The 22335-nt window shown below is 61.9% G+C and carries 18 protein-coding genes; 12 read left to right on the forward strand and 6 right to left on the reverse strand.

What is annotated here, in order from left to right; genetic code table 11:
• Positions 1-74 precede the first annotated feature (74 nt).
• From QNI87_RS09365 to QNI87_RS09395, 7 genes are all read left to right on the forward strand, one after another.
• Positions 75-542 (forward strand): DUF3617 domain-containing protein, encoded by a 468-nt coding sequence (locus tag QNI87_RS09365; protein WP_300595947.1) that lies wholly within the window; start codon positions 75-77, stop codon positions 540-542.
• Between the two features lie 45 nt (positions 543-587).
• Positions 588-1139, forward strand: coding sequence for a DUF3617 domain-containing protein (locus QNI87_RS09370; protein WP_300595948.1), 552 nt, complete (start codon positions 588-590; stop codon positions 1137-1139).
• Between the two features lie 102 nt (positions 1140-1241).
• Positions 1242-2717, forward strand: a complete 1476-nt coding sequence (locus QNI87_RS09375) for a circularly permuted type 2 ATP-grasp protein (RefSeq protein WP_300595949.1) — start codon at positions 1242-1244, stop codon at positions 2715-2717.
• A 9-nt stretch (positions 2718-2726) separates the two neighbouring features.
• Positions 2727-3671, forward strand: a complete 945-nt coding sequence (locus tag QNI87_RS09380; RefSeq protein ID WP_300595950.1) for an alpha-E domain-containing protein — start codon at positions 2727-2729, stop codon at positions 3669-3671.
• Between the two features lie 14 nt (positions 3672-3685).
• Positions 3686-4528, forward strand: a complete 843-nt coding sequence (locus QNI87_RS09385; protein WP_300595951.1) for a transglutaminase family protein — start codon at positions 3686-3688, stop codon at positions 4526-4528.
• A 60-nt stretch (positions 4529-4588) separates the two neighbouring features.
• Complete coding sequence (locus QNI87_RS09390) at positions 4589-5332, forward strand: proteasome-type protease (protein WP_300595952.1); 744 nt, start codon at positions 4589-4591, stop codon at positions 5330-5332.
• A gap of 175 nt (positions 5333-5507) precedes the next feature.
• Positions 5508-6134: a LuxR C-terminal-related transcriptional regulator gene (locus QNI87_RS09395; protein WP_366146178.1), complete on the forward strand. Its 627-nt coding sequence runs from the start codon at positions 5508-5510 to the stop codon at positions 6132-6134.
• Between the two features lie 274 nt (positions 6135-6408).
• On the opposite strand, the gene QNI87_RS09400 is transcribed toward QNI87_RS09395, so the two are convergent.
• From QNI87_RS09400 to QNI87_RS09410, 3 genes are all read right to left on the reverse strand, one after another.
• Positions 6409-6801, reverse strand: a complete 393-nt coding sequence (locus QNI87_RS09400) for a VOC family protein (protein WP_300595953.1) — start codon at positions 6799-6801, stop codon at positions 6409-6411.
• 91 nt (positions 6802-6892) lie between these two features.
• The gene (locus QNI87_RS09405; RefSeq protein WP_300595954.1) at positions 6893-7612 is read right to left on the reverse strand and encodes a cytochrome c biogenesis protein CcdA; all 720 of its coding nucleotides are present in this window, start codon (positions 7610-7612) and stop codon (positions 6893-6895) included.
• A 24-nt stretch (positions 7613-7636) separates the two neighbouring features.
• Positions 7637-8038: a thioredoxin gene (locus QNI87_RS09410; protein WP_300595955.1), complete on the reverse strand. Its 402-nt coding sequence runs from the start codon at positions 8036-8038 to the stop codon at positions 7637-7639.
• Between the two features lie 156 nt (positions 8039-8194).
• Between QNI87_RS09410 and QNI87_RS09415 the strand changes: the two genes are divergently transcribed.
• Positions 8195-8971 carry an SDR family oxidoreductase gene (locus QNI87_RS09415; protein ID WP_300595956.1) on the forward strand — a complete coding sequence of 259 codons (777 nt, stop codon included), beginning with the start codon at positions 8195-8197 and terminating at the stop codon, positions 8969-8971.
• A gap of 262 nt (positions 8972-9233) precedes the next feature.
• Complete coding sequence (locus QNI87_RS09420; RefSeq protein ID WP_366146179.1) at positions 9234-12086, forward strand: DNA methyltransferase; 2853 nt, start codon at positions 9234-9236, stop codon at positions 12084-12086.
• A gap of 41 nt (positions 12087-12127) precedes the next feature.
• Here the strand turns inward: QNI87_RS09420 and typA are convergent, their stop codons facing one another.
• On the reverse strand, positions 12128-13975 hold the full coding sequence (gene typA / locus QNI87_RS09425; protein ID WP_300595958.1) for a translational GTPase TypA: 1848 nt from the start codon (positions 13973-13975) through the stop codon (positions 12128-12130).
• A 427-nt stretch (positions 13976-14402) separates the two neighbouring features.
• Here typA and QNI87_RS09430 point away from each other — a divergent pair, with 427 nt between their 5' ends.
• Entirely contained in the window at positions 14403-17033 is a 2631-nt protein-coding gene (locus tag QNI87_RS09430; protein ID WP_300595959.1) for a TonB-dependent receptor, read from the forward strand.
• A gap of 173 nt (positions 17034-17206) precedes the next feature.
• A complete protein-coding gene (locus QNI87_RS09435; RefSeq protein WP_300595960.1) occupies positions 17207-18082 on the forward strand; it encodes a glycerophosphoryl diester phosphodiesterase membrane domain-containing protein in 876 nt (291 codons plus the stop codon).
• 3 nt (positions 18083-18085) lie between these two features.
• Here the strand turns inward: QNI87_RS09435 and QNI87_RS09440 are convergent, their stop codons facing one another.
• Together QNI87_RS09440 and QNI87_RS09445 are read right to left on the reverse strand one after the other, a co-directional pair.
• The gene (locus QNI87_RS09440; RefSeq protein WP_300595961.1) at positions 18086-20662 is read right to left on the reverse strand and encodes an FtsX-like permease family protein; all 2577 of its coding nucleotides are present in this window, start codon (positions 20660-20662) and stop codon (positions 18086-18088) included.
• Positions 20659-21405 (reverse strand): ATP-binding cassette domain-containing protein, encoded by a 747-nt coding sequence (locus tag QNI87_RS09445; protein ID WP_300596104.1) that lies wholly within the window; start codon positions 21403-21405, stop codon positions 20659-20661. The genes QNI87_RS09440 and QNI87_RS09445 overlap by 4 nt, the downstream gene beginning before the upstream one ends.
• Positions 21406-21570: 165 nt before the next feature.
• Here QNI87_RS09445 and QNI87_RS09450 point away from each other — a divergent pair, with 165 nt between their 5' ends.
• Positions 21571-22323 (forward strand): arylesterase, encoded by a 753-nt coding sequence (locus QNI87_RS09450; protein WP_300595962.1) that lies wholly within the window; start codon positions 21571-21573, stop codon positions 22321-22323.
• The last annotated feature ends 12 nt before the right edge of the window (positions 22324-22335 follow it).

The following is a 22335-nucleotide window of genomic DNA, read 5'->3' on the forward strand; positions in this document are numbered from 1 at the left end:
CGAAGCGCGCTCTAGCGCCGCGGCTTCAATTCGGTCATGATCCGAATCGCGGGGTCTTGGGGGAGGTGCGGAACATGCGGATTTGGTTGGCAAGCGCGGCGGCGCTTTTGGGCGCGGGCGCAGTGATCGCCCAAACGATCGATGAGGAAATGAAGCCGCTGCCTGGCCAATACCAATCCCGGCTTGAGCTTATCTCGGCCGAGATCCCCGGCATGCCCGCCAACATGACGGAGATGATGAAAGGCATGCTTGAGAGAAGCATCACCATTTGTGTGACGCCCGAAGAAGTCGAGGAAGGCTACAAGGAAGCGCTGCGCAAGTCGCAGGATGGCGAGTGCCGCTATAACAGCTTTACGGCCACGGGCGGACGCATCGAGGCCGAGATGGTGTGCAGCACGGATATGGGCGAGATGACCATGGTGATGTCGGGCACCGGGTCGCCCACGGCATCGGATGTCACCATGCAGATGACGGGCGAAATGGGCGGCGGGCCCGGTTCCATGACCATGCGGGTGAGGCAGAACCGGCTTGGCGATTGCTGAGCGTATTGGACGGTCTTGGCCGCAAACTGATCTAAGGGGGAAGATATGACGCGTTTGGTTGTCGTGCCACTTTTGGCTGCGTTTGCGCTTTCGGCGTGTGGGGGAGGAGGGTCTTCGGTTGATGCGGACGCCGATGCCGATGGCAAGGTGACGGCGCAGGAAGCGCGCGACGCCATGGCCGAAGTGCGGCGCGAGATGAAGCCCGAACCCGGAAAATACGCAACAACAATGACTGTGATCGACGTCAGTATGCCGGGCGCGCCGCCCGAGATGGCGCAAATGATGGGCGGGGCGATGAACAATACGGGCGAGTTTTGCCTGACGCCTGAGATGGCGGAGCAGGGTTTTGAGGATTCGCTCAAGCGGGGCCAGAACGAGGCGTGCACCATTGAAAGCTTCACCATCGATGATGGCGATGTGAACATGGCGATGACCTGTCAGGGACAGGGCATGGGCACCATGTCCGCTCAGCTCGATGGAACGGTAACACCAACGAGCTCCGACATGACGATGGCAATGAGCGGCTCGGTTCCCGAACTCGGCCCGATCGAAATGACGATGGCCTTCAAACAGGAGCGCGTGGGCGCTTGCGACTGACGCGCCGCCGATGACCGCCTGCTAGTGGAGAGTCGGAGTTGCGTCGTCGCGGACGTACTGCGGTCTTTTCATTGGCGCTTCGTCGGGTTAGGGTCTTCGCATATGCAGCAAGCGCAAACGGGATCAAGTGCGAGCGCGGACCCTGGCGAGGCCGTAAACTTCGACGAGATGACGGACGCGATCGGAGCCGTTAGGCCAGCTTACGCTGATTATTGCGGCTGGCTTGGCGAGCAGGACTCGTCGGCCCTTAGACGCAAGAGCACCGAAGCGGATGAGAGCTTTCGGCGCACCGGGATCACCTTCAACGTCTATGGCGAGGATGAAGCCGAAGAGCGTCTCATCCCGTTCGATATGGTGCCGCGCGTCATCACCGCGTCTGAATGGCGCAAACTGACCCGAGGCATTGAGCAACGCGTGCGCGCGCTCAATTCGTTTCTCTACGATCTCTATCACCGGCAGGAAATCATCCGGGCGGGGCGTGTGCCCGAAAGTCTGTTCGCTCAGAACGATGCGTGGTTGCCCCATATGGTGGGCTTCACGCCGCCCGGTGGCATCTACACTCATATCGTCGGCGTCGACCTGGTGCGGACCGGGCCCGACGAATTCTTCGTTCTCGAGGACAACGCGCGCACGCCGTCTGGCGTGTCCTACATGCTCGAAAATCGCGAGACGATGATGGCGATGTTCCCCGACCTGTTCAGCCGGGTCGCGATAGAGCCGGTCTCGAATTACCCGCGTCGCCTTGCGCGCAGCCTCGCCGCGTGCGCCCCGCCGGCTTTCCAAGCCAGCGGCAACGCAAAGCCGATGGTCGCGGTGCTGACGCCCGGCATCTACAACTCCGCCTATTTCGAGCACGCCTTTCTGGCTGACCACATGGGCGCGGAACTGGTTGAAGGCTCGGACCTGCGGGTCGTCGAAGGCCGGGTGCAGATGCGCACGACCCGGGGCTACAAGCCGATCGATGTGCTCTATCGGCGGGTGGATGACGAATATCTGGACCCGCTGACGTTCAACCCCGACAGCGTTCTGGGCGTACCCGGCATCATGGATGTGTACCGCGCAGGGGGGATTACGATCGCCAACGCCCCCGGCACCGGCATTTGCGACGACAAGGCGATCTACAGCTTCATGCCGGAGATCGTGGAATTCTACACGGGCGAGAAGCCGTTATTGCCCAATGTCCAGACCTGGCGCTGCGCCGATCCGGACAGCCTGGCTTACGTGCTCGACAATCTGGAAAACCTGGTGGTCAAGGAAGTGCACGGCTCGGGCGGCTACGGCATGCTGATCGGCCCGACCGCGACCAAGAAAGAGATCAAGGCGTTCCGCGCCAAGCTGGAATCGCGACCGGCCAACTACATCGCGCAGCCCACTTTGTCGCTTTCGACCTGCCCGATCTACACCAAGAAGGGCCTCGCGCCGCGCCATGTCGATCTGAGGCCGTTTGTGCTTGTCTCTCCCAGCGGGATCGACATCACTCCCGGCGGCCTTACGCGCGTGGCGCTAAAGGAAGGTTCGCTGGTGGTGAATTCAAGCCAGGGTGGCGGCACCAAGGACACCTGGGTCTTGAAGGACTGAAGCTGCCCAATGCTCGGACGCACAGCCAACAGCCTGTTCTGGATGTTCCGCTACCTTGAGCGCTCGGAGAACACCGCGCGCTTGCTGGAGGCGGCCTTGCGCATGGCGCTGACGCGCGATGTCGTATCGGCGGAGGAGGAATGGCGTTCGGTCGTCTCGACGCTTGGCATTCGTGAACTCTATCAGGAAACCAACGACACCTTTGACGGGCATTCGGCGTGGAATTTCGTCCTGCGCGACAAGGCCAACGCGGCCAGCGTGCGCGAAATGTTCGGCGCGGTGCGATCCAACGCACGGGTCGCGCGGACCAACATTTCCTCCGAAGTGTGGACCGCGATCAACGAAAGCTACCTCAAGCTCGACCCGATGCTGGCCCGACCCGTCAGCCAAAGCGCGGTCGGAGAGGTTGTCCAGATGATCCGGCGGGCCGGCACCCGGGTGCACGGCGCGCTGGATGGGTCAATGCTGCGAAACGAGAGTTTCCATTTCGCCCGCGCGGGCACCTATATCGAGCGTGCGGAAAGCACTGCGCGCATAATGGACATGAAGTATTTCCTGCTCTTGCCCTCGCTTAATCACGTGGGCTCGCGTCTCGACAACGGGCAGTGGGATCAGGTGCTGCGCTCGGTCGCGGGTGCGGGCGCGTACAGTTGGCTCAACGCTGGCTATATCGAGGCGCGCAGCATTGTCGAATTTCTCATCCTCGACGATCGGTTTCCGCGCAGCCTCGCCTTTTGCCGCAGCGCGTTGCGCGACAATCTCGACGCGTTGGCCCGGATGCACGGCGAGAAGGGCCGATGCCATGAATTGATGGCCGAAGCCGATGAACGGATCAACAACCTGACCGTGGACCAGATATTCGACCGCGGTCTGCACGAGTTTCTCAGCGACGTCATGGCGCGCAATGTGGCCATCGCGGACGCCATCGCCGAAGATTACCGGTTTCTCGCCTGAAGGGTTGCTAGCTGATGCGTCTCTCGATCCGCCACACGACACGCTACGCCTTTTCCGACCCGGTGATCCACGCCTTGCAGCGTCTGCGCCTGACGCCAAAGGGCACGCAGGGCCAGAGCGTGATCCACTGGGATATGGAATTCGAGAACGCCCATCCGGAACTCGAATACGACGATCAGCACTTCAACACGGTCACGCTGGTCGCGGTCGAGCCGGGCGCGAACGAGGTGATTGTCACCAGCAACGGCACCGTCGAAACGCGCGATAACGCCGGCGTGATTGGCCAGCATTCCGGACACATGCCCTTGTGGAGCTTCCTCGGTCAGACCCCGCTGACGAAGCCGGGGCCCAGGATGCGGGCGCTGATCCGCGAAGTGTCGGGCCCCGAAGACGGCGAAAGGCTCGACTATCTCCACGCTCTGTCCGCCCGAATTCGCGAGCTGGTCGAATACGATCGCGCAGGCAGCGATGTCGACACCAGCGCGGAAGAAGCGGTCGCGACGGGCAAGGGTGTGTGCCAGGACCACACGCATATCTTTATCGGCGCGGCGCGCGCTGCCGATATTCCGGCGCGCTATGTCAGCGGCTATCTGATGATGAACGACCGCGTCGAACAGGAGGCCACCCACGCCTGGGCCGAAGCGCATATTGACGGGCTGGGCTGGGTCGGTTTCGATATCTCCAACGGCATTTCGCCCGACCCGCGCTATGTGCGGGTGGCGACCGGTCGCGACTATCGCGACGCGGCCCCGGTCACGGGCATCAGCTTTGGCCAGGCGGAGCAGCTTTTGACTGTGCACGTACAGGTCGCCGATCAAACTCAGAGCCAGGATGAAAGCGGCCAGAAGCAGCAATAGCGCTTTGCTCGAAGATGCTCTTGGTCTAACGCGCCGAGCGCACATCAGGAGCCTTTGGGAATGACTTACTGCGTGGGTATGATGCTCGATAAGGGCCTGGTCCTCATGAGCGACACCCGCACCAATTCGGGCGTCGACAACATTTCGGTATTTCGCAAGATGTTCTCCTGGCACGTGCCCGGCGAAAGGATGATTGCGATCATGACCGCCGGCAATCTGGCGACGACGCAAGCGGTCGTCAGCCAGCTTGAAGAGCGCACGAAAGAACCGGACGAGCGCGCCAACACGCTCCTGAAAAGTCCGACCATGTTCAGCGTTGCGACCGATATCGGCCGGCTCTTGCGCGAAGTGATCGCGGAACGGCAGTCGGCCAACGGCTCTCGCGGGGCGGGCAGGTTCACCGCATCGATCATTCTTGCAGGGCAGATTGCGGGGATGGAGCCGCGCCTGTTCATGGTCTATCCGGAAGGCAACTTTATCGAGGCGAGCTGGGATACCCCGTTCTTCCAGATCGGGGAAACCAAGTATGGCCGCCCGATCATCATTCGCGGCTATGATCGCGACATGAGCTTTGAGGACGCGGTCAAGCTGTTGATGGTCAGTTTCGATTCGACGCTGAAAGCAAACCTGTCGGTTGGCCTCCCGCTTGACCTGATGGTCATCGCCAAGGATGAATTCGCCCCCACTCACCAGAAGCGGGTGACGCACGAGGACGCCTATTTCGGCGAGATCTCGTCAGGTTGGGGGGATGCTTTGAAATCGGCCTTCCACTCTTTGCCCAATTACGACTTCGAGTCGCCATAGGGTTGCGCGCCGAGGCACGCGATTAGCCGCGTGAGCCTGGAAGTTAGGCGTTTTCACGTTCATTTTGGAGTGCGGCAAAGGCCTGATCACAAAGCGGAAAATTGGTTAACTTGCGGGTATTACTCCGGATCGGAAGGAGTCTCGCGTGAATTAACCGGAAGGCTGGCGCAACACGATGACCATGTCACGCCAAGCCACTCTTCACTTCATCGATTCTTCCAGTCGGCATCGCGCCGAACTGGCCCGGATCGGGTTTTCACTCGGCCACCATGCGGAGGTCTACGGAGATCTGTCCGAACTTTCGATCCATCCCCCTCGCGAGGGCATCATTGTCGCGCGCGACACGATGTCGGAAGGCGGGGTGGCGGTCATTCTCGAACGCCTGAGCCGTCTTGGTATCTGGCTGCCGCTCATCGCTTTCGAGACGCAGCCAAGACCGGGCCGTATTGTCGAGGCGATCAAGGCCGGGGCGCTCGATTATCTTTCGCTCCCGCTTGATCCGGACCGGTTCGCGCGTTGCCTCGGCCGGATTGAGAAGGAAGCCGAGATGTTCGGTCAGGCGCGGCGGCGCATGATCGAGGCCCGCGACCGCATTTCCAGTCTCTCCACCCGTGAACGTGAGGTCCTCGATTGGCTCACGGAGGGGAGCAGCAACAAGGTGATCGCTCGCGAACTCGATATCAGCCCGCGGACCGTCGAAATTCACCGCGCAAACATGATGAGCAAGCTTGGTGCACGCCACGCCGCCGAAGCGGTCCGGCTCAAGCTGGAAGCGAGGCTCGAACCTCAAATCCGCGCCTGATCGCGCCGCGTCCCCCGCTCAACCGATCAGGCAAGCGAAGCAAAAAAGCCCTTAGGGAGCGCAACATCAAAGATGGCGGTTTGCCCACTGCCGTCCTCCGCCCGAACTGGCTCTGGTGAGTCGCGATTCGGACGTCCCCGAGGTCCCGCATCTGAAGCCGACCCCCGCGGCTTTAGGTGCGGGACTGTCTTTCTGCCGGGTCTCGGAGGGGAACGGGGATCAATGGCGACCGCTTGTCGCACATCGCTTATCGCACACCGCCTCCGGGTTCGGATCATTCGGGCAATTGGTCGATCACCTGTTCCCACAGCTCGATCTTCACCTCGTTCGGATCGAGCAGCCACGCGAACTTCGCATAGCCCTCATCGGCGGTGTCGAGAATGTCGACGCCCTTGGCTTTAAGCGCCTTCACAAAGCCATCAAGGTCATGAACCCGTAAATTGATCATGAAGCCGCCCTTTCCCGGCTTGATGTACTGATCATCGGAGAAATGGCTGATGAGTGAATAGGGATTGGCCTTCGGCTCTTCGGCCCAGGCAAGCTGCGGTCCGTAGGTTCCATCGATGCCCAGCGTTTCGCGATACCAGGCGCGCGTCGCCTCGGGGTCTTTGACCACGTAGAAAACGCCGCCCAGACCCGTGACGCGCGGGTGTGACTCCGTGCTCATATAGGTGTTCCTTCCCTCTGTTTCGCGATCCCGAGGGCTTTTGTGCGCCCAAAGCGTCGTGGAGGAAAGGGGGCGGCAAGCGATTTGGGCATCAGAACGCGGTTGTGAAACGGACAAGCCCGCTCGGCAAGGCGTCCAGCACCGCAATCTCGACAACCTTGTCAAGCCCGCTCAGCACCATGAGGCCGACCGCAAGCAGCGCCGCGCCGAAGATCGGCTTTGCATAGTGCGCCACAGCGCGCAGCGCCCGGCCGCGCTCACCCAGCGCGCGGCGCGAGCCATAGGCGAACAGCAGGATCGAGGCGGCCACGCCGATGCCGAAGGTCAGAAAGATGAGGAAAGCGCTCGCCAGGTCCTGCCCCTGGCTCGCCGCCGCGATCGCAACGCCAAGGGTCGGCCCGACGCACGGCGCCCACACCAGGCCGAGCAACAGACCGACAAGGTACTGACCTGTCACGCCGTCGGTCTTGACCCTCGCAAGCCCCTGATTGCCCAGAGCGCCGAGCGGCGCGGCAACCGCGCTCAGCCTCGCCTGGGCCTGTGGTACGAGCAATACGAGCCCTGCAGCTGCGAGCAGCGCGCCAGCGAGCGAGCGGATCAGACGCTCATCGATGCCGAGCGAATACCCGAAGGCAATCACGGTGAAGCCAAACAGCGTGAAGCTGGTCACCAGGCCCGCCGCCAGCGCGAGGGGCCCGCTGCGAGCCTTCCCGAGCGCCGAGCCGACAAGGATCGGTATCAAGGGCAAGACGCACGGATTGAGGATCGTCACCAGACCCGCGAGGAAGGCAAGAGCAACGCTTGTGACCATGACGGCTTGGCTTTCGCGCGCTCCCTACAGCGCGCCCAGCACGACGCTGCGCAACGCCGCGCGGTCGGTCTGCGCAATCGAGCGGGCCGCTTCATCCATGCCCTTGAACACCAGAACGGTCGATTGGCGCGGGATACGGTGCTGGCGCAGGAAGTCCTTCTCCTCGTCGAAATCGACCTTGACGAACAGCACCTTGCTCGATTGCTCCTCGGTGCGAAGCTCATCGAGGATCGGCGCCTGCGCGCGGCATGTCGGGCACCAGTCGGCGTAGACATCGACCACAATGGTCTTGCCCTTCTTTTGCGCCATCATGAAATCGGCGGCGTCGTATCGGGTCCAGCCCTCGGTTTCGGTGGTGGCGGAGAGCTGCATGGCGCCAACGAACAGCGCGCCGACAGCGGCGATAAGAGCGAACAGGCGAAGCATGAGCTTTCAATTCTCCAACAGCAAGCATCGGCGCCAACAGCCGACAGAACACCTGGGGTTCGCGGCGGGGACGAGATCGGTTACAGACCCCCCACAATCGCCGTTATCCGCCGGGATATGCACGCCCGGCCACACCGCCCGAAAGGAGCCGAAGCCATGACCCAATCCACCCGCTTTGCCGACCACACCGTGATCGTCACAGGCTCCTCCACCGGCATTGGCGAGGGGATCGCGCGCCGCTTCCATGCCGAAGGCGCCAACGTGGTGATCAACGCCCGCAACGCCGACAAGTGCGCGCATGTCGCCGACAGCCTCGGTAGCGAGCGCACGCTGGTCGTCCCCGGCGATGTCTCCAGCCCCGATTTCGCCGAGGAGATCGTCGCGAAGACGGTCGAGCGATTTGGCGGGCTCGACACGCTTGTGAACAATGCGGGCGTCGCCGACCAGGGGATGCTGCACAAGATGAGCGACGCGCAGATCGACCGCGTGATCGACATCAACGTGAAGGGCGTCATCTACCTCTCGCGCGCCGCGATCCCCGAACTGATGAAGACCAAGGGTTCGATCATCAACATCTCCAGCGTTTCCGGGATCGGCGGGGATTCGCTGATGCCGCTGTACAACGCCTCGAAAGGCGCGGTGACGAACCTGACGTGCGGGCTGGCCCTGCAATTGGGACCGATGAATGTGCGCGTGAACGCGATCAACCCCTCGGTCACGCGTTCGGACATGGTCGAGGGCATCCTTGGCAGCGAACAGGCGATGCAGCTGATGATGAACCGCCTCGCCATCAAGCGCGTGGGCGAGCCCGAAGACATCGCCGCAGCGTGCGCCTTCCTCGCGAGCGAGGACGCCAGCTTCATCACCGGCGTCAACCTGCCCGTCGATGGCGGCGTAAGCGCGTCGAACGGCCAGCCCAACTTCATGGGCTGAGCCCCGCGCAATCGCCAAACCACTCGGTTCGTCGTGCGTACAGCACGGTTGATACACATGGAACACTGTCCGAGGCAAGAAATCCGCTCGATCACAACGCGGCGGTTTGATCGAGGGAAGCGATCGAAACGCGCGTGAGGGCCAGCGACCTGGTGCATCCTTGAGGGTTTACTCGCGAGGAGACGAGTAGGAAAACACACCGCTTGCCAGAGGGTTGAAGCGTGGGCAGAGTCTTTCAGGCGAAGGAAGGGAAGGGGGCGAAATGCGTCTGAGCTGGTCTGAAATACGACGCCGCGCGAAAGACTTCAGCGTGGAGTGGAAAGACGCCTCTTACGAAAAGGGTGAAACCCAGAGCTTCTACAACGATTTCTTCGACATTTTCGGGATCAAGCGTTCTCGCGTGGCGGTGTTTGAAAAGAAGATAGACCTAATCGATCAGAACCGCCGTGGTTTCATCGATCTGTTCTGGCCTTCGGTTCTCTTGGTCGAGCAGAAGAGCGCCGGCAAAGATCTGCTAAAGGCAGAGAACCAGGCGCTCGACTACGTCCTTGGCCTAAAGGACCGCGAGCTGCCCAAATTCGTATTGACCTGCGACTTCCAGAGGTTTCGGCTGCTCGAGCTCGACACCCGCAAAGAAATCACTTTCACGCTCCCCGAGCTGCACAAACACGTCGAAGAATTCGGCTTCATGGTCGGCGTTCAACGCCGCAATTACGGCAGACAGGCCGAGGTCAGCATCAAAGCCGCTGAATTGCTCGGCAAGGTTCACGATGCGCTCTACGACCGCAGTTATCGCGGCATCGATCTCCAGCGTATCATGGTTCGCTTGCTGTTCTGCATGTTCGCTGACGACACCGGCATTTTCGAGACCAAGGATGATTTTCTCTATTTCATTGAGGAACGCACCGATGAGGATGGCGGTGATGTCGGGCGCAAGCTCAATCATATCTTCGAGATACTCGACACGCCCGAAGCCGATCGGATCGAGGGCGATGATCCTGAAATTACCAAGTTTCCTTACGTAAACGGCGATCTATTCAAGGGCGCGGTGCGCACCGCACCGTTTGACAAGCAGATGCGCGAGGATTTGCTTGATTGTTGCCGGTTTGATTGGGGCGCGGTCAGCCCAGCCATTTTCGGCTCTCTGTTCCAGTCGGTGATGGACAAGGTCGAGCGGCGCAAGAAGGGCGCGCATTACACGACCGAGCCCAACATTATGAAGGTGATCGGGCCGCTGTTCTTGGATGATCTGCGCGCTGAGCTCGATCACCTCAAGGCGCGCCGCGACGGTGGCAAGCGAAACGCGCTGCTGGAATTCCAGACGAAGCTGGCCAGCCTCAAATTCTTTGACCCTGCCTGCGGATGCGGCAACTTTCTGGTTGTCACTTATCGCGAATTGCGGCGGATGGAGCAGGAGGCGCTCGAGATCATCTATAACCGCCAGGGAGAGCTGTTCGATGTCGAAGAGCTTTCAAATGTGCGCCTGAACCAATTCTATGGCATCGAGCTGGAAGAATTTCCCGCCCACATCGCCGAGGTCGCGATGTGGATGACCGAGCATCTGGCCAATATCGAGCTGGGGCGCACCTTCGGAAAGGTGTTTGCCGATATCCCGCTGAGCGACAGCGCAACCATCGTGCACGGCGACGCGCTGGAGACCGAGTGGAAAGATGTGTTGCCCGCGAGCGAGTGCTTTGCGGTGCTGGGCAATCCGCCCTTTGTCGGCGCGAAATACCAATCGAGCAAGCAACGCCAGCAGGTGCGCGATTTGGCGCAGCTGGGCAAAAGCGGCGGGACCCTCGATTTCGTGTGTGCGTGGTTCCTGAAGGCGGGCGCTTACATTGCGGGAGGCCCTACGCGGGTCGGGTTTGTCTCGACCAATTCGATCACGCAAGGAGAGCAAGTCGCGCAACTGTGGCCACTCCTGTTTGATCGCTATGGGCTCGAGATCGACTTTGCCCACCGCACCTTCGCCTGGGGCTCCGACGCGCGCGGAAAGGCGGCGGTGCATGTCGTTATTATCGGGCTGTCGCACCGCGATCATGAGCGCACTGAGAAACGTCTCTTCAGCTATGACGATGTGAAGGGCGAACCGGATGGGACGCGCCACAAGGCGTTATCGCCCTATCTGTTCGGCGCGGAAAACGTGGCCAACCGGCACTTGGTGGTAAAGGAGGAAAGCCGGCCGATAAATGGGGCGCTGCAGCTGAAAACGGGTAGCAAGCCTCTCGATGGGGGTTATCTGACGATCGAAGTCGGCGACCCTGATCGATCGGAGCTGTTAGCGACGTTGGAACGCAATGTTCTTAGGCCATTTTGGGGCGCACGTGAATTCATCAATGACAAACCGAGATGGTTGATTTGCGCGCAGAACCTTCCGCCCGCTCAGCGCAAGCAAAACCCTCTTCTCTTCGAGCGACTTCGGAAGGTGGGAGCGTTCCGACGTGGTGAGATTGGTTCGAAGCGTAATCCTGCAAAGAGCAACTTTAAAAAGGGTAGTTCTGCAAGCTCGTTGGCAGACGCGCCGGCACAATTTCACACCACCGTAATTCCAGATACTAGCTTTTTAGTGCTGCCCCAAGTGAGCTCAGAACGCAGGCAGTACGCGCCAATCGGGTTTGTAGAACCTCCAGTCGTTCCAAGTGATAAGCTGAGGATTCAGCTCGACGGAGATTTGTACCAATTCGGAGTTTTGACTAGCCGGATGCACATGGCGTGGATGCGAGCCATCACTGGGCGCCTAGAGAGCCGCTACATGTATTCAGTTGGGGTAGTCTATAACACATTCCCGTGGCCCGATATCTCCGATGCCGACAAAACTCAGATTGAAAACCTCGCTCAAGCAGTGCTCGACGCGCGCGAGGAATGGCCGACTTCCAGCCTCGCCGATCTCTACGATCCCGACACCATGCCCGCCAATTTGCGCAAGGCGCACGCCGCGCTCGACATAGCCGTAGATCGACTTTATCGCCGCAAAGCGTTTGAGAGCGACCGCGACCGGGTCGAACACCTTTTCGGCCTTTACGAAAAGCTGGTGAATCCCATCGAGGCCGACGCCGAAGTGCAGAACAAACGCGTATCGCGCAACGTGAAGCGGCGTAGAAGGAAGCGTTAGCCCCACCCCCGGCCCCTCCCGCAAGCAGGAGGGAAACAGGACTACGCCACGTCCTTCTTCCTTCTCGCCCGCTTTCTCTCATGCGGGTCGAGCAGGGCTTTGCGCAGGCGGATCGTTTGCGGGGTTACCTCGACCATTTCATCGTCGTCGATATAGGCGATGGCCTGTTCCAGGCTCATGCGGCGCGGCGGGGTGAGGCGGATCGTGTCGTCCTTGCCCGAGGAGCGGATGTTGGTGAGCTGTTTGGATTTCAAGGGGTTGACTTCAAGATCGTCGGGCTTGGCGTTCTCGCCGATCACCATGCCTTCATAGACCTTCATCTGCGGGCCGATGAACAGTTCGCCGCGTTCCTCGAGCGCGTTCAGAGCGTAGGCAACGCTTTCGCCGTCCGAATTGCTGATCAGCACGCCGTTGATGCGGCCTTCGATCGCGCCCTTGTAGGGGCCGTATTTCTCGAACAGGCGGTTCATGATGCCGGTGCCGCGGGTGTCGGAGAGAAACTCGCCGTGATATCCGATCAGCCCGCGCGATGGGGCGGAGAAGGTGATGCGGGTCTTGCCCTGGCCCGAGGGGCGCATTTCGGTGAGGTCGGCCTTGCGGCGCTGCATCTTCTCGACGACGGTGCCGGAGTGCTCATCGTCCACGTCGATGACGACGGTCTCGTAGGGTTCGAGGCGCTCGCCGTCTTCCTCGCGCAGGAGCACTTTGGGGCGGGAGATGCCGAGCTCAAAGCCCTCGCGGCGCATGGTCTCGATAAGGACGCCCAATTGGAGTTCGCCGCGCCCGGCAACCTCGAAGCTGTCCTTGTCCTCGCTCTCGGTGATGCGGATGGCGACATTGGTCTCCGCCTCGCGCAGCAGGCGGTCGCGGATCATGCGGCTTGTCACCTTGTCGCCCTCGCGCCCGGCAAGCGGGCTGTCGTTGACGGCAAAGCGCATGGCGAGCGTGGGCGGATCGATCGGTTGCGCTTCGATGGGGGTTGTGACGCTGGGGTCGCAGATCGTGTTGGCGACGGTGGCTTTCTCAAGGCCGGCGAGCGCGATGATATCGCCCGCTTTCGCGCTCTCGACCGGCACGCGTTCGAGCCCCCGGAACGAGAGCAGCTTGGTCGCGCGGCCCGCTTCGACCACATTGCCGTCGCGGTCGATCGCGTGGATCGGATCGTTGACGTTGAGCGTGCCCGACTGGACGCGGCCGGTTAGAACGCGGCCCATGAAGTTGTCGCGATCAAGCAGGGTGGCAAGGAAGGAGAAGGGCGCATCGACTTCAAGGCCCGGCGGCGGGACATGATCGACGATTAGCTGGAAGAGCGGACCCAGCGTGCCCTCGCGTGCATTCTCGTCATCGCTCGCATAACCATCGCGCCCGGAAGCCCAGAGCGAGGGGAAATCGAGCTGTTCGTCGGTTGCATCGAGGCTGGCGAACAGGTCGAACACCTCGTCGAGCACTTCCTGCGGGCGGCCATCGGGCCGGTCGATCTTGTTGACGACGACGATGGGGCGAAGACCCAGGGCGAGCGCCTTGCCGGTGACGAACTTGGTCTGCGGCATCGCGCCTTCCGCGCTATCGACCAGCAGGATGACGCCATCGACCATGCTGAGGATGCGCTCGACTTCCGCGCCAAAGTCGGCGTGTCCCGGCGTGTCGACGATGTTGATGCGGGTCAGCTCCCCGTCGGGTGCCTCCCATTCGACGCTGGTGCACTTGGCGAGGATCGTGATCCCGCGCTCTTTTTCGAGGTCGCCGGAATCCATCGCGCGCTCTTCGACCCGCTGGTTCTCGCGGAACGTGCCCGACTGACGGAACAGCTGGTCGACCAGCGTGGTCTTGCCGTGGTCAACGTGCGCGATGATCGCGACATTGCGCAGGGATGAGGGGGCTTTTGACATCGGGAAAGAGGCTTTCGAATTCGGAGCGGATGGAACGCTCGCGCGGCTTTCGGCGGCACGCGGCTGAGAGCGTGCGGGGGCCTTAGGGGCGGGGGCCGCCAAGGGCAAACGAAACCGTGCGATAACCTCGTATGCGCCCGTTCGAGGCCTTTGCGTTCGCAGCGCCAGCCGACGCAAGAGTGTTCGCGGCGCGTCAACAGCGCTCGAATCTGTGACTCGCCTGCAACATATCCGCCGTTTCCCCCCGCAAATGACCCGCTGCAAGCCCTTCTGTCTTGTGGGCTTTTTGACACTGGCTTACAGATCGAGGCAATCGAGAAGGGGAGCGGGGGCATTTGGGGTGCCTCACGGGATCGATTACAGGGGTCAATCAAGGGGCCTGATCTGAACCTCTCCTTCGTTCGATGAATTGAGGAGAGGATTTCCCATGCGTTCAAATGTGACCGGCGCTGCCGGAAAAAGTCGCTACACGCTGCTTGCCGGCGTAACCGCGTTTGCGCTTGCCACCCCCGGTGTAGCGCTGGCGCAGGACACCGAAGCGGATGAAGAAGATATCGGTCTTGAGGCGCCCGAGAGCGGCAACCAAATCATCGTGACCGCTTCCAAGCGCGAGCAAACCTTGCAAGAGACGCCGATTTCGGTCTCGGTGACCAGCGGCGAGACGCTCGAAAACGCGCAAATCCGGGATGTTCTGGATTTGCAAACGGTTACCCCTTCGCTGCGCGTAAGCCAGCTGCAGAGCGCTTCGGCCTCGACCTTCATCATTCGCGGCTTTGGTAACGGTGACAACAACTTCGGGATCGAGCCGTCGGTCGGTGTCTTCATCGACGGCGTGTTCCGCTCACGTTCGGCATCCGCTCTTTCCGATCTTCCCAATGTGGAGCGCATCGAGGTGCTGCGTGGTCCGCAATCGACGCTGTTCGGCAAGAACGCATCGGCGGGTGTGATCTCGGTCGTAACCCGCGAGCCGCAGTTCGACTTTGGCGGCACGCTTGAGGCAAGCTACGGCAATTACAATGCCTTGATCCTAAGGGGCGACATTACCGGGCCGCTGACCGACACGCTCGCTTTCTCGGTTGACGGCAGTTACAACCGCCGGGACGGCTTTGCCGAGATCGTGAACCTTGATGAGGACATCAACAATCGCAACCGTTGGTCTGCGCGTGGCCAGTTGCTGTTCGAACCGACGCCTGATCTGAGTTTCCGCGCGATTGCCGATTATTCAAAGATCGACGAAGTCTGCTGTCAGGTAGGCACCGTGGTCGAAGGGCCGACCGGTGCGGCTGTCCGGGCGACCGGCGGCGAACTCGACACCGATTTCTTCGCTTACGAATCCTTTCTCAACCAGGAGCCGCTCAGCCAGGTCGACAATTACGGGGTTTCGCTTCAGGCCGACTATGAATCCGGCGCGTTTAGTTTCACCTCTATTACTTCGTATCGCGAACTTGAGAACATCCTCGATCAGGATGTCGACTTCACCAGCGCCGATGTCGTGAGTGAAAGACGCGATCAGAAGGTCAGCACGTTTACCCAGGAACTCCGGATCGCGACCAACTTCGATGGCCCGATCAACTTCCTGCTCGGTGGATTTTTCTTCGACGAAACTGTCGAACAGGTGAGCGGCCTTGACGCTGGATCCGACGCGCGGTTGTTTTTCGACCTGCTAGCCGGAGGCCCCGGCGTTTTTGACTCGGTTGAGCCAGCTCTTGGTATTCCTGTGGGAGGGAGCTTTGCAGAGGGTCCGTTCACGCGCGACGAGTTCGGAATGGATAACCAGGCCTGGTCTATCTTCGGTACAGTGGATTTCGAGCCGGTCGACGGCCTCGTCTTCACCGCTGGGTTCAACTACACCGATGACAAGAAGGATTACACCCTCCAGCGTGAAGCGCTCGACCCGCTTTCGAATGTCAACCTGGTCGATCAATTTATCGTTGTCGCAACAGGTGGCACGGTAACAACGCGGGATCAGTTTCAGGCGCTTCCTCAGGGACAGCAGGATGCTCTGGCCGGGCTTGCCTTGACGCCGTGCCCTCCTGGTACAACGGACAATTGTAACCCGTTTCTCGGTCTTTCCGCGTTGCAATTCCAACCGCCGTGGCCGAACGTTCCCAACGAAGTTGAGGATGGCCAGACCCGCGATGACGACTGGTCCTACACCCTTCGCTTGGCCTATGATGTGGCGCCCGAACTGAACGTGTATCTCAGCTACGCCACCGGCTTTAAGGCAAGCTCGGTGAACCTGTCGGCAGATTCGCGTCCGACTGCTCTCGAGTTTACGCCAGGCCCCGTACCCGATGGGATCGGTTCAACCGTGGGCGGCAGCAACTTCCTTGCTCCGGACTCGCCGATCGTGGATGCCGGTATTGACGTGACTAACCTTACGACCGGTTCGCGTGTGGCGGGACCGGAGAAAGCCAAGGTCTGGGAAGTCGGTATGAAGGGCCAGTTCGAAGGCGTCGGGTTTAACCTTGCGCTGTTTGACCAGACTCTAGAAGGCTTCCAGAGCTTCATCTTCACCGGCACGGGCTTCCAGCTCAACAACGCTGGTGAACAATCAGTCAGGGGCTTTGAGTTCGACACGAATATCACTCCCGCCGATGGGCTCGTTCTGACCTTTGCGACGACCTACCTCGATGCTGTGTTCGACGATTTCGTCGACTCGCCGGTCGGCGATCTGTCAGGCGAACGGCCCGGCGGCATCCCGGAATGGACGATTGCGACGTCGGCGACCTACACGCATGAATTCGGCGCAAGCGGCAATCGCCTGGTCACTCGCGTCGACTACAGCCATGAAAGCAACACGCCGATCAACAATGGCCTGCCGACCTACAATGCCTCGCTCGGCAACTCAGAGATCTTCTTCCGCGAGATCAATCTGGTCAATGCGTCGTCTACCGTGATGCTCGATAATGGACTTGAAGTGGGTATCTGGGCCCGCAACCTGTTCAATGACCAGTACATCATGACCGTCTTCGATGGCGTTGCCCAAGCGGGCACCGTGAGCGGTTATCCGAGCCCGCCGCGCACTTATGGCGGCATCGTGCGGTTCCGCTTCTGATCCACGCGATCTGGAATGACCCAACTGGAGGCCCCGCGCGATTGAACCCGCGCGGGGCCTTTCTGTCTCAATTCCTGACCAGTGCGAAACAGGGATTGTGATCTGATGCTCGATCTGGCTTCCTGGTGCCGGGGCGATGCACGCGAGGCCCAAGAGAAAGACAGGGGCAATTCATGAATGTCGATATCGGGCGAGTGGTTTCGATGACCCTTGCCATGTTCAAAGAGCGCTTCTGGCCGATGATCGGGCTTTGGGCGGTGTTCGTTGCGATTTCGATCGCCTTCGTGATTGGCTTTCTGATCGTGGTCGGCACGTCTGTTGCGGGTTTCGCCTCGATCGGGCCGGACGGTTTCGACAATCCAGCTGCTTTGGGTGGCCTCGGTGTGACCGTCATCTTGTCGATGGTGCTCTTCTATCTGCTCTTCATCGCCGTCACCTTTGCCCAGCAAGCGGCAATGACCGTGATGGCATCGCCGGTGGAACGTCCCACCTTCGGCGAAGCCGTCTCGCGCGGGTTCAAGGCGGGTCTCACCTTTCTGGCGCTCGCGATCCTGTTCATCATCGCGTATTCGGTTGTCGGGCTGATCGTCGCGCTGATCTTCGGCGTGGCGGCCCTTGCGGGCGATATCGGCGGCGCGGTTGTCTCGATCCTGCTGGTCCCGATCGGTGTGTATTTTAGCTGCCGGTTTGCGGTCATTATGCCGGTTGTGGCGGTCGAGCGCGTCTTCAACCCGATCAAGGCCATCAACCGGACCTGGAACGTGACCGACGGGCGCGTCATCGGAATTCTCGTTGTGCTGCTGATCAACCTCGCCGCGGCGGTCGCGTTGTTTGCGATCCCGCTCGTTCTGCTGTTCGCGTCCGGCGTCGGAGCCGCCTCGGATCCGGGCAGTCTTGGCGGACCGGCGGCGGTGTTGGTCTTCGTCTCGATCCTGCTGTTTTTCCCATTGGTGATTGTCTATCAGATCGTCTCGACGACAATGACAGCGTGCCTGCACGCCGAGATCAGCGATGATCAGGCAACGCGGATGAGCGAGGTTTTCGAATAGCGGCTAGAGTTCTCTAAGCGCCTGAGCCGGCTTGGCGCGCAGCAGGGGCAGCGAGCCGCCCAGCGCAAAGGCAAGCACCATGACAAGGCCAAGCCCCAGGACCGCGAGGACGCGCGGCCAATCGGGCAGCCAGTCGAACTCGAACAGCTGCGTGATGATCACCCAGCCGAGCCCCGCGCCAAGCCCCAGCGCCACCAGCGCCAGCGCAAGCGCGATCAGGCCGTATTCGGCGAGCTGCATCATCAGCACCTGACGGCGGCTCGCGCCCAGTACGCGCAGCACCACGGTGTCGTACATGCGCGCAGCGCGAGCGGCCGCTATCGCGCCCATCAGCACGGCGAGGCCGGCCAGGACGGCGACCGCCGCCGCGGCCAGCGTGGCGAGCGCCACCTGCTCAAGCAGCGTGCGCGCCTCGACCAGAACCTCGCTCACGTCCACAACCGAGCTCGACGGAAAGGCGCGCACCAGCTCGCGCAGCACTTCGCCGCGCTTTGTCACGATATCCGCAGGGCTTCCGGTTTCGTTGAGTTCAACCGAAGCGGCGAGATTGTGCGGCACATCGGCCATCGTGTTGGGCGAGAAAACGAGCGTGAAGTTGAAGCCCAGGCTCTCCCAGTCGATCCGGCGCAGGCTTGCGATGCGCACGTCGCGCTCCGCGCCGAGCACGCCGATCGTGAGGTAGTCGCCCACCTCCAGTCCCAGCGCGCGGGCGCTGTCCACGTTGATCGAGACCAGCGGCTCGCCGGTATAGCCGGGCTCCCACCACTCGCCTTCGATCAGCGTGTTGCCCGGCGGCGTCTCGTCCGAATAGGTGAGGCCGCGCTCGCCGTTCAGGATCCAGCCGCCCTCGGGGATTTCCTCAAGGTCCGCGACCCGCTGCATGCTATCCTTGGGGCCGTAGGCCAGAACCGCGCCCCTGAGTGTTGGCACCGTGCGGATTTCGGCGTCGGGGAAGCGCTTGCGGATCAGCCCCTTGAACCGCTGTTCGCCCTCGCGCGGCACGTCGATGACGAAATAGTCCGGCGCTTCCTGAGGGACGCGGCTTTCAATATTGCCGTCGATCGCGGTCTGGACGGAGGCGAGGAGTACGAAAGCGGCGAGGCCAAAGCCGAGCGCGGTCACCAGCGCGCCGGTGGGCGCGCCGGGGCGATAGATATTGGCGAGAGCCGAGCGCAGGATCGGGTTCGAGGGACGCGGCAATCGGCGTGCAAAGCGCTGGATCACCAGACCCAAGCCGGCCAATAGCGCCAGCGCCAGTCCCGCTCCGGCAAGGAAGCTCGCCGACAGCTCCACACGATCGGTGGTGATAAGCGCCAGAAGGCAAATGAGCGCAAGCCCCAGCGCCGTCGCGATCAGCGCGCGGCGATCGCGCGAAAGCGGTGCGATGCGGCTGCGCATCAGCGCCATGGCCGGAAAACTGCGCGCGCGCAGCAGGGGCGCCGCGGCGAAGGCAAAGGCAACCAGCACGCCGTATGCGCCTGCGAGCAGGAGCGGCGCGGGCTCAATCACAAAGCCTGTTTCCACCGGCAAGAGCCCGTCCAGCGCAGCGCCGAACAGAGGTGTCACCAACACGCCCGTCGCCAGCCCGGCGGCGCTACCGATAGCGGCGGCAGCAGCAATCTGAAGCGCGTAGATCCGGACGATATCGCGCGAGGAGGCGCCCAGCACTTTGAGCGTTGCGATGCTGGCCCGGCGCTGATCGAGATAGGAGGACACACCGCCCGCGATCCCGATCCCCGCGATCACCAGCGCAGCCAGGCCCACAAGGGTCAGAAAATCGCTCATCTGCGTGACAAACCGGTCGGCTCCCGGCGAGGCGCGGTCGCGCGTGCGAAAGTCGAACCCGGAATTGGGAAAGGCCTGCTCAAGCGCCTCGGCTTCGTCGCGCGGCGACAGGCCTTGGTCGTCGAAGGCGACGCGATACTTGCTTTCATACAGCGCGCCGGGAGCCAGAAGGCCCGCGCGCAGCGGCACATCCTCGGCGACGATCACGGTGGGACCAAGCTGAAAGCCTTCGGACAGACGATCCGGCTCCTCGTCGATCACTCCGGCTGCGGTAAGTGTGACGGTGCCAACGCGAAAGGTGTCGCCAACCGCGATGCCGAGCCGATCCAGCGCCCCTTGCGAAATCCACGCCGTGTCCCCGTCAGGCGCCGCGACCTCGCGTCCATCGGCGAGCGTGAGAGTCCCGAACAGCGGCCAAAGCTCATCGACCGCCTTGAGTTCGATCGGCGCGGCGCTGGCGTCTTCAGACTGGCCGGGCGCCGGCTCGCTGATCGCCATGGCTTGCAGACGGGTGCCGCCCGACACCGTGCCCAGCGCCTCAAGCGCGGCGTATTCCTCATCGTTGAGCGAGCGCTGCCAGACTTCGACCTCAAGATCGCCGCCCAGAATTTCCTGCCCGCTCGACTGAAGCTCGCGCTCGATCGAGGCGGTCAGCGTGCCGATCGCAGCGAGAGCGGCGGTGCCCAGGAAAATGCACACCAAAAGCAGGCGCAGCCCCTTGAAGCGCGCGTTGAGATCGCGCCGGGCGAGCCTCCAGGCGTCACCCCAGCTCAGACCCGAGGTATGGGCGCTCACGAGGCCGCGCCCGCCTGAGCTTCCCGGTCCTGATCATTGTGGTCCTGATCGTTGCGGGCCTGATCTTCGCCCGGACGGTCCGAGACGATCCGGCCATCCGCCATCGTCAGGACGCGTTCGCACTTCTCCGCGAGCGCGCGATCGTGCGTGATGATAAGCAGGGTCGCCCCGGTTTCGGCGCGGCGCGCGAACAGCAATTCGACGATTTCCTTGCCTGTCTGGACGTCGAGATTGCCCGTAGGTTCGTCGGCAAAGATCAGATCGGGGCGCGGCGCGATCGCCCGCGCAATGGCAACGCGCTGTTGTTCGCCGCCCGAAAGCTGTGTGGGGTAGTGATCGACGCGGTGGCCAAGACCAACCGCCTCAAGCTCGGCGCGCGCACGGGCCGCGGTGTCGGCGCTTCCAGCCAGTTCCATGGGGGTTGCCACGTTCTCGGTCGCCGTCATCGTTGGCAGCAGGTGAAAGGCCTGGAGCACGATCCCGATCCGCCCGCGGCGCGCCTGCGCTAGCCCGTCCTCGTCGAGGTGGGTGAAATCCTGCCCCGCGACGGTAAGGTCTCCGCCACTGGCCCGCTCAAGCCCGGACAGCACCGCCATCAGAGAGCTTTTGCCCGAACCCGATGGACCCAGCAGCGCGACCACCTCGCCGCGCGCGATATCGAGATCGATGCCCTTGAGGATGTCGACGGGGGCTGCGCGGCTTCCAAGGGTCAGCGTCAGCCCTCGCGCGCTGATCGCCGGCAACGATGCTGCAGGCGCCGTCGCGGCGGTGTCCGAGGCAGAGGGCGGGGCCGAAACCTCGGCGGGGGTACCGAGTGAGCGGGGGGCGAAGGGGCTTGTTTGACTTGTCACGGCATCCAGATGGGATAGGGGCAGGCTTGAGGCAAGAACCTAGAAAGAGGTTGGTACATGCCAATACGATTGAATCGTCTGAAAGTTACGGGGCTGGCGAGCCTTGCGGCGCTTTTTTCGCTCAGCGCGTGCAGCGAAGACGCCGGCGGCGCCGATGCGACGGTGGTTTCGCAGGCCGCGGGCGGCGCTGAGGCGGCGCTCGACCCAATTCCCATCATGGGCGAAGAAGTCCGTATTCTGGCCTTTGGCGACAGCCTGTTTGCCGGATACGGGCTGGCGGATTCCGAAGGCGACAGTTATCCCTCAAAGCTTGAAGCGGCCTTGCGCGCGCGCGGGATCAACGCCCGTGTCACCAATGCGGGCGTTTCCGGCGACACCAGCGCGGCCGGTCGTCAGCGGCTCGGCTTCGTGCTAGAGGCGCAAGGCGAAACGCCCGACCTTTTCATACTGGAGCTGGGAGGCAACGACCTCTTGCGCGGTCTCTCTCCGGACGAAACCCGCGCCAACTTCTCGGCCATGCTCGACACCCTGAAGGAACGCGATATTCCCGTGTTGATCATGGGGATGCGCGCCCCGCCCAATTACGGGCCGGAATATCAACAGGCCTTCGACGCGCTCTATGGCGAGCTGGCGCGCGAATACGCGGTGGACCTGATCCCGTTCTGGCTTGAGGAGATCTATCAGGAACCGCAGCTGTTCCAGGATGATCGCATTCATCCAACCCTTGAGGGGATCGAGGCGCTGGTCGCGTCGACCGTCGATGAAGTGGCGGCGGTGTTGCCCGAGCGGGAAACCGTCCCGGCCGAGTGAAGCGAGGGGAAC

It is taken from the genome of Erythrobacter sp. (genome assembly GCF_030066995.1).
Taxonomy (GTDB): domain Bacteria; phylum Pseudomonadota; class Alphaproteobacteria; order Sphingomonadales; family Sphingomonadaceae; genus Erythrobacter.

Bases quoted from the DNA above. Each gene is read 5' to 3' on its own strand.
- QNI87_RS09365 (WP_300595947.1), top strand. From the start codon at position 75: ATGCGGATTTGGTTGGCAAGCGCGGCGGCGCTTTTGGGCGCGGGCGCA.
- QNI87_RS09370 (WP_300595948.1), top strand. From the start codon at position 588: ATGACGCGTTTGGTTGTCGTGCCACTTTTGGCTGCGTTTGCGCTTTCG.
- QNI87_RS09375 (WP_300595949.1), top strand. From the start codon at position 1,242: ATGCAGCAAGCGCAAACGGGATCAAGTGCGAGCGCGGACCCTGGCGAG.
- QNI87_RS09380 (WP_300595950.1), top strand. From the start codon at position 2,727: ATGCTCGGACGCACAGCCAACAGCCTGTTCTGGATGTTCCGCTACCTT.
- QNI87_RS09385 (WP_300595951.1), top strand. From the start codon at position 3,686: ATGCGTCTCTCGATCCGCCACACGACACGCTACGCCTTTTCCGACCCG.
- QNI87_RS09390 (WP_300595952.1), top strand. From the start codon at position 4,589: ATGACTTACTGCGTGGGTATGATGCTCGATAAGGGCCTGGTCCTCATG.
- QNI87_RS09395 (WP_366146178.1), top strand. From the start codon at position 5,508: ATGACCATGTCACGCCAAGCCACTCTTCACTTCATCGATTCTTCCAGT.
- QNI87_RS09400 (WP_300595953.1), bottom strand. From the start codon at position 6,801: ATGAGCACGGAGTCACACCCGCGCGTCACGGGTCTGGGCGGCGTTTTC.
- QNI87_RS09405 (WP_300595954.1), bottom strand. From the start codon at position 7,612: ATGGTCACAAGCGTTGCTCTTGCCTTCCTCGCGGGTCTGGTGACGATC.
- QNI87_RS09410 (WP_300595955.1), bottom strand. From the start codon at position 8,038: ATGCTTCGCCTGTTCGCTCTTATCGCCGCTGTCGGCGCGCTGTTCGTT.
- QNI87_RS09415 (WP_300595956.1), top strand. From the start codon at position 8,195: ATGACCCAATCCACCCGCTTTGCCGACCACACCGTGATCGTCACAGGC.
- QNI87_RS09420 (WP_366146179.1), top strand. From the start codon at position 9,234: ATGCGTCTGAGCTGGTCTGAAATACGACGCCGCGCGAAAGACTTCAGC.
- typA (WP_300595958.1), bottom strand. From the start codon at position 13,975: ATGTCAAAAGCCCCCTCATCCCTGCGCAATGTCGCGATCATCGCGCAC.
- QNI87_RS09430 (WP_300595959.1), top strand. From the start codon at position 14,403: ATGCGTTCAAATGTGACCGGCGCTGCCGGAAAAAGTCGCTACACGCTG.
- QNI87_RS09435 (WP_300595960.1), top strand. From the start codon at position 17,207: ATGAATGTCGATATCGGGCGAGTGGTTTCGATGACCCTTGCCATGTTC.
- QNI87_RS09450 (WP_300595962.1), top strand. From the start codon at position 21,571: ATGCCAATACGATTGAATCGTCTGAAAGTTACGGGGCTGGCGAGCCTT.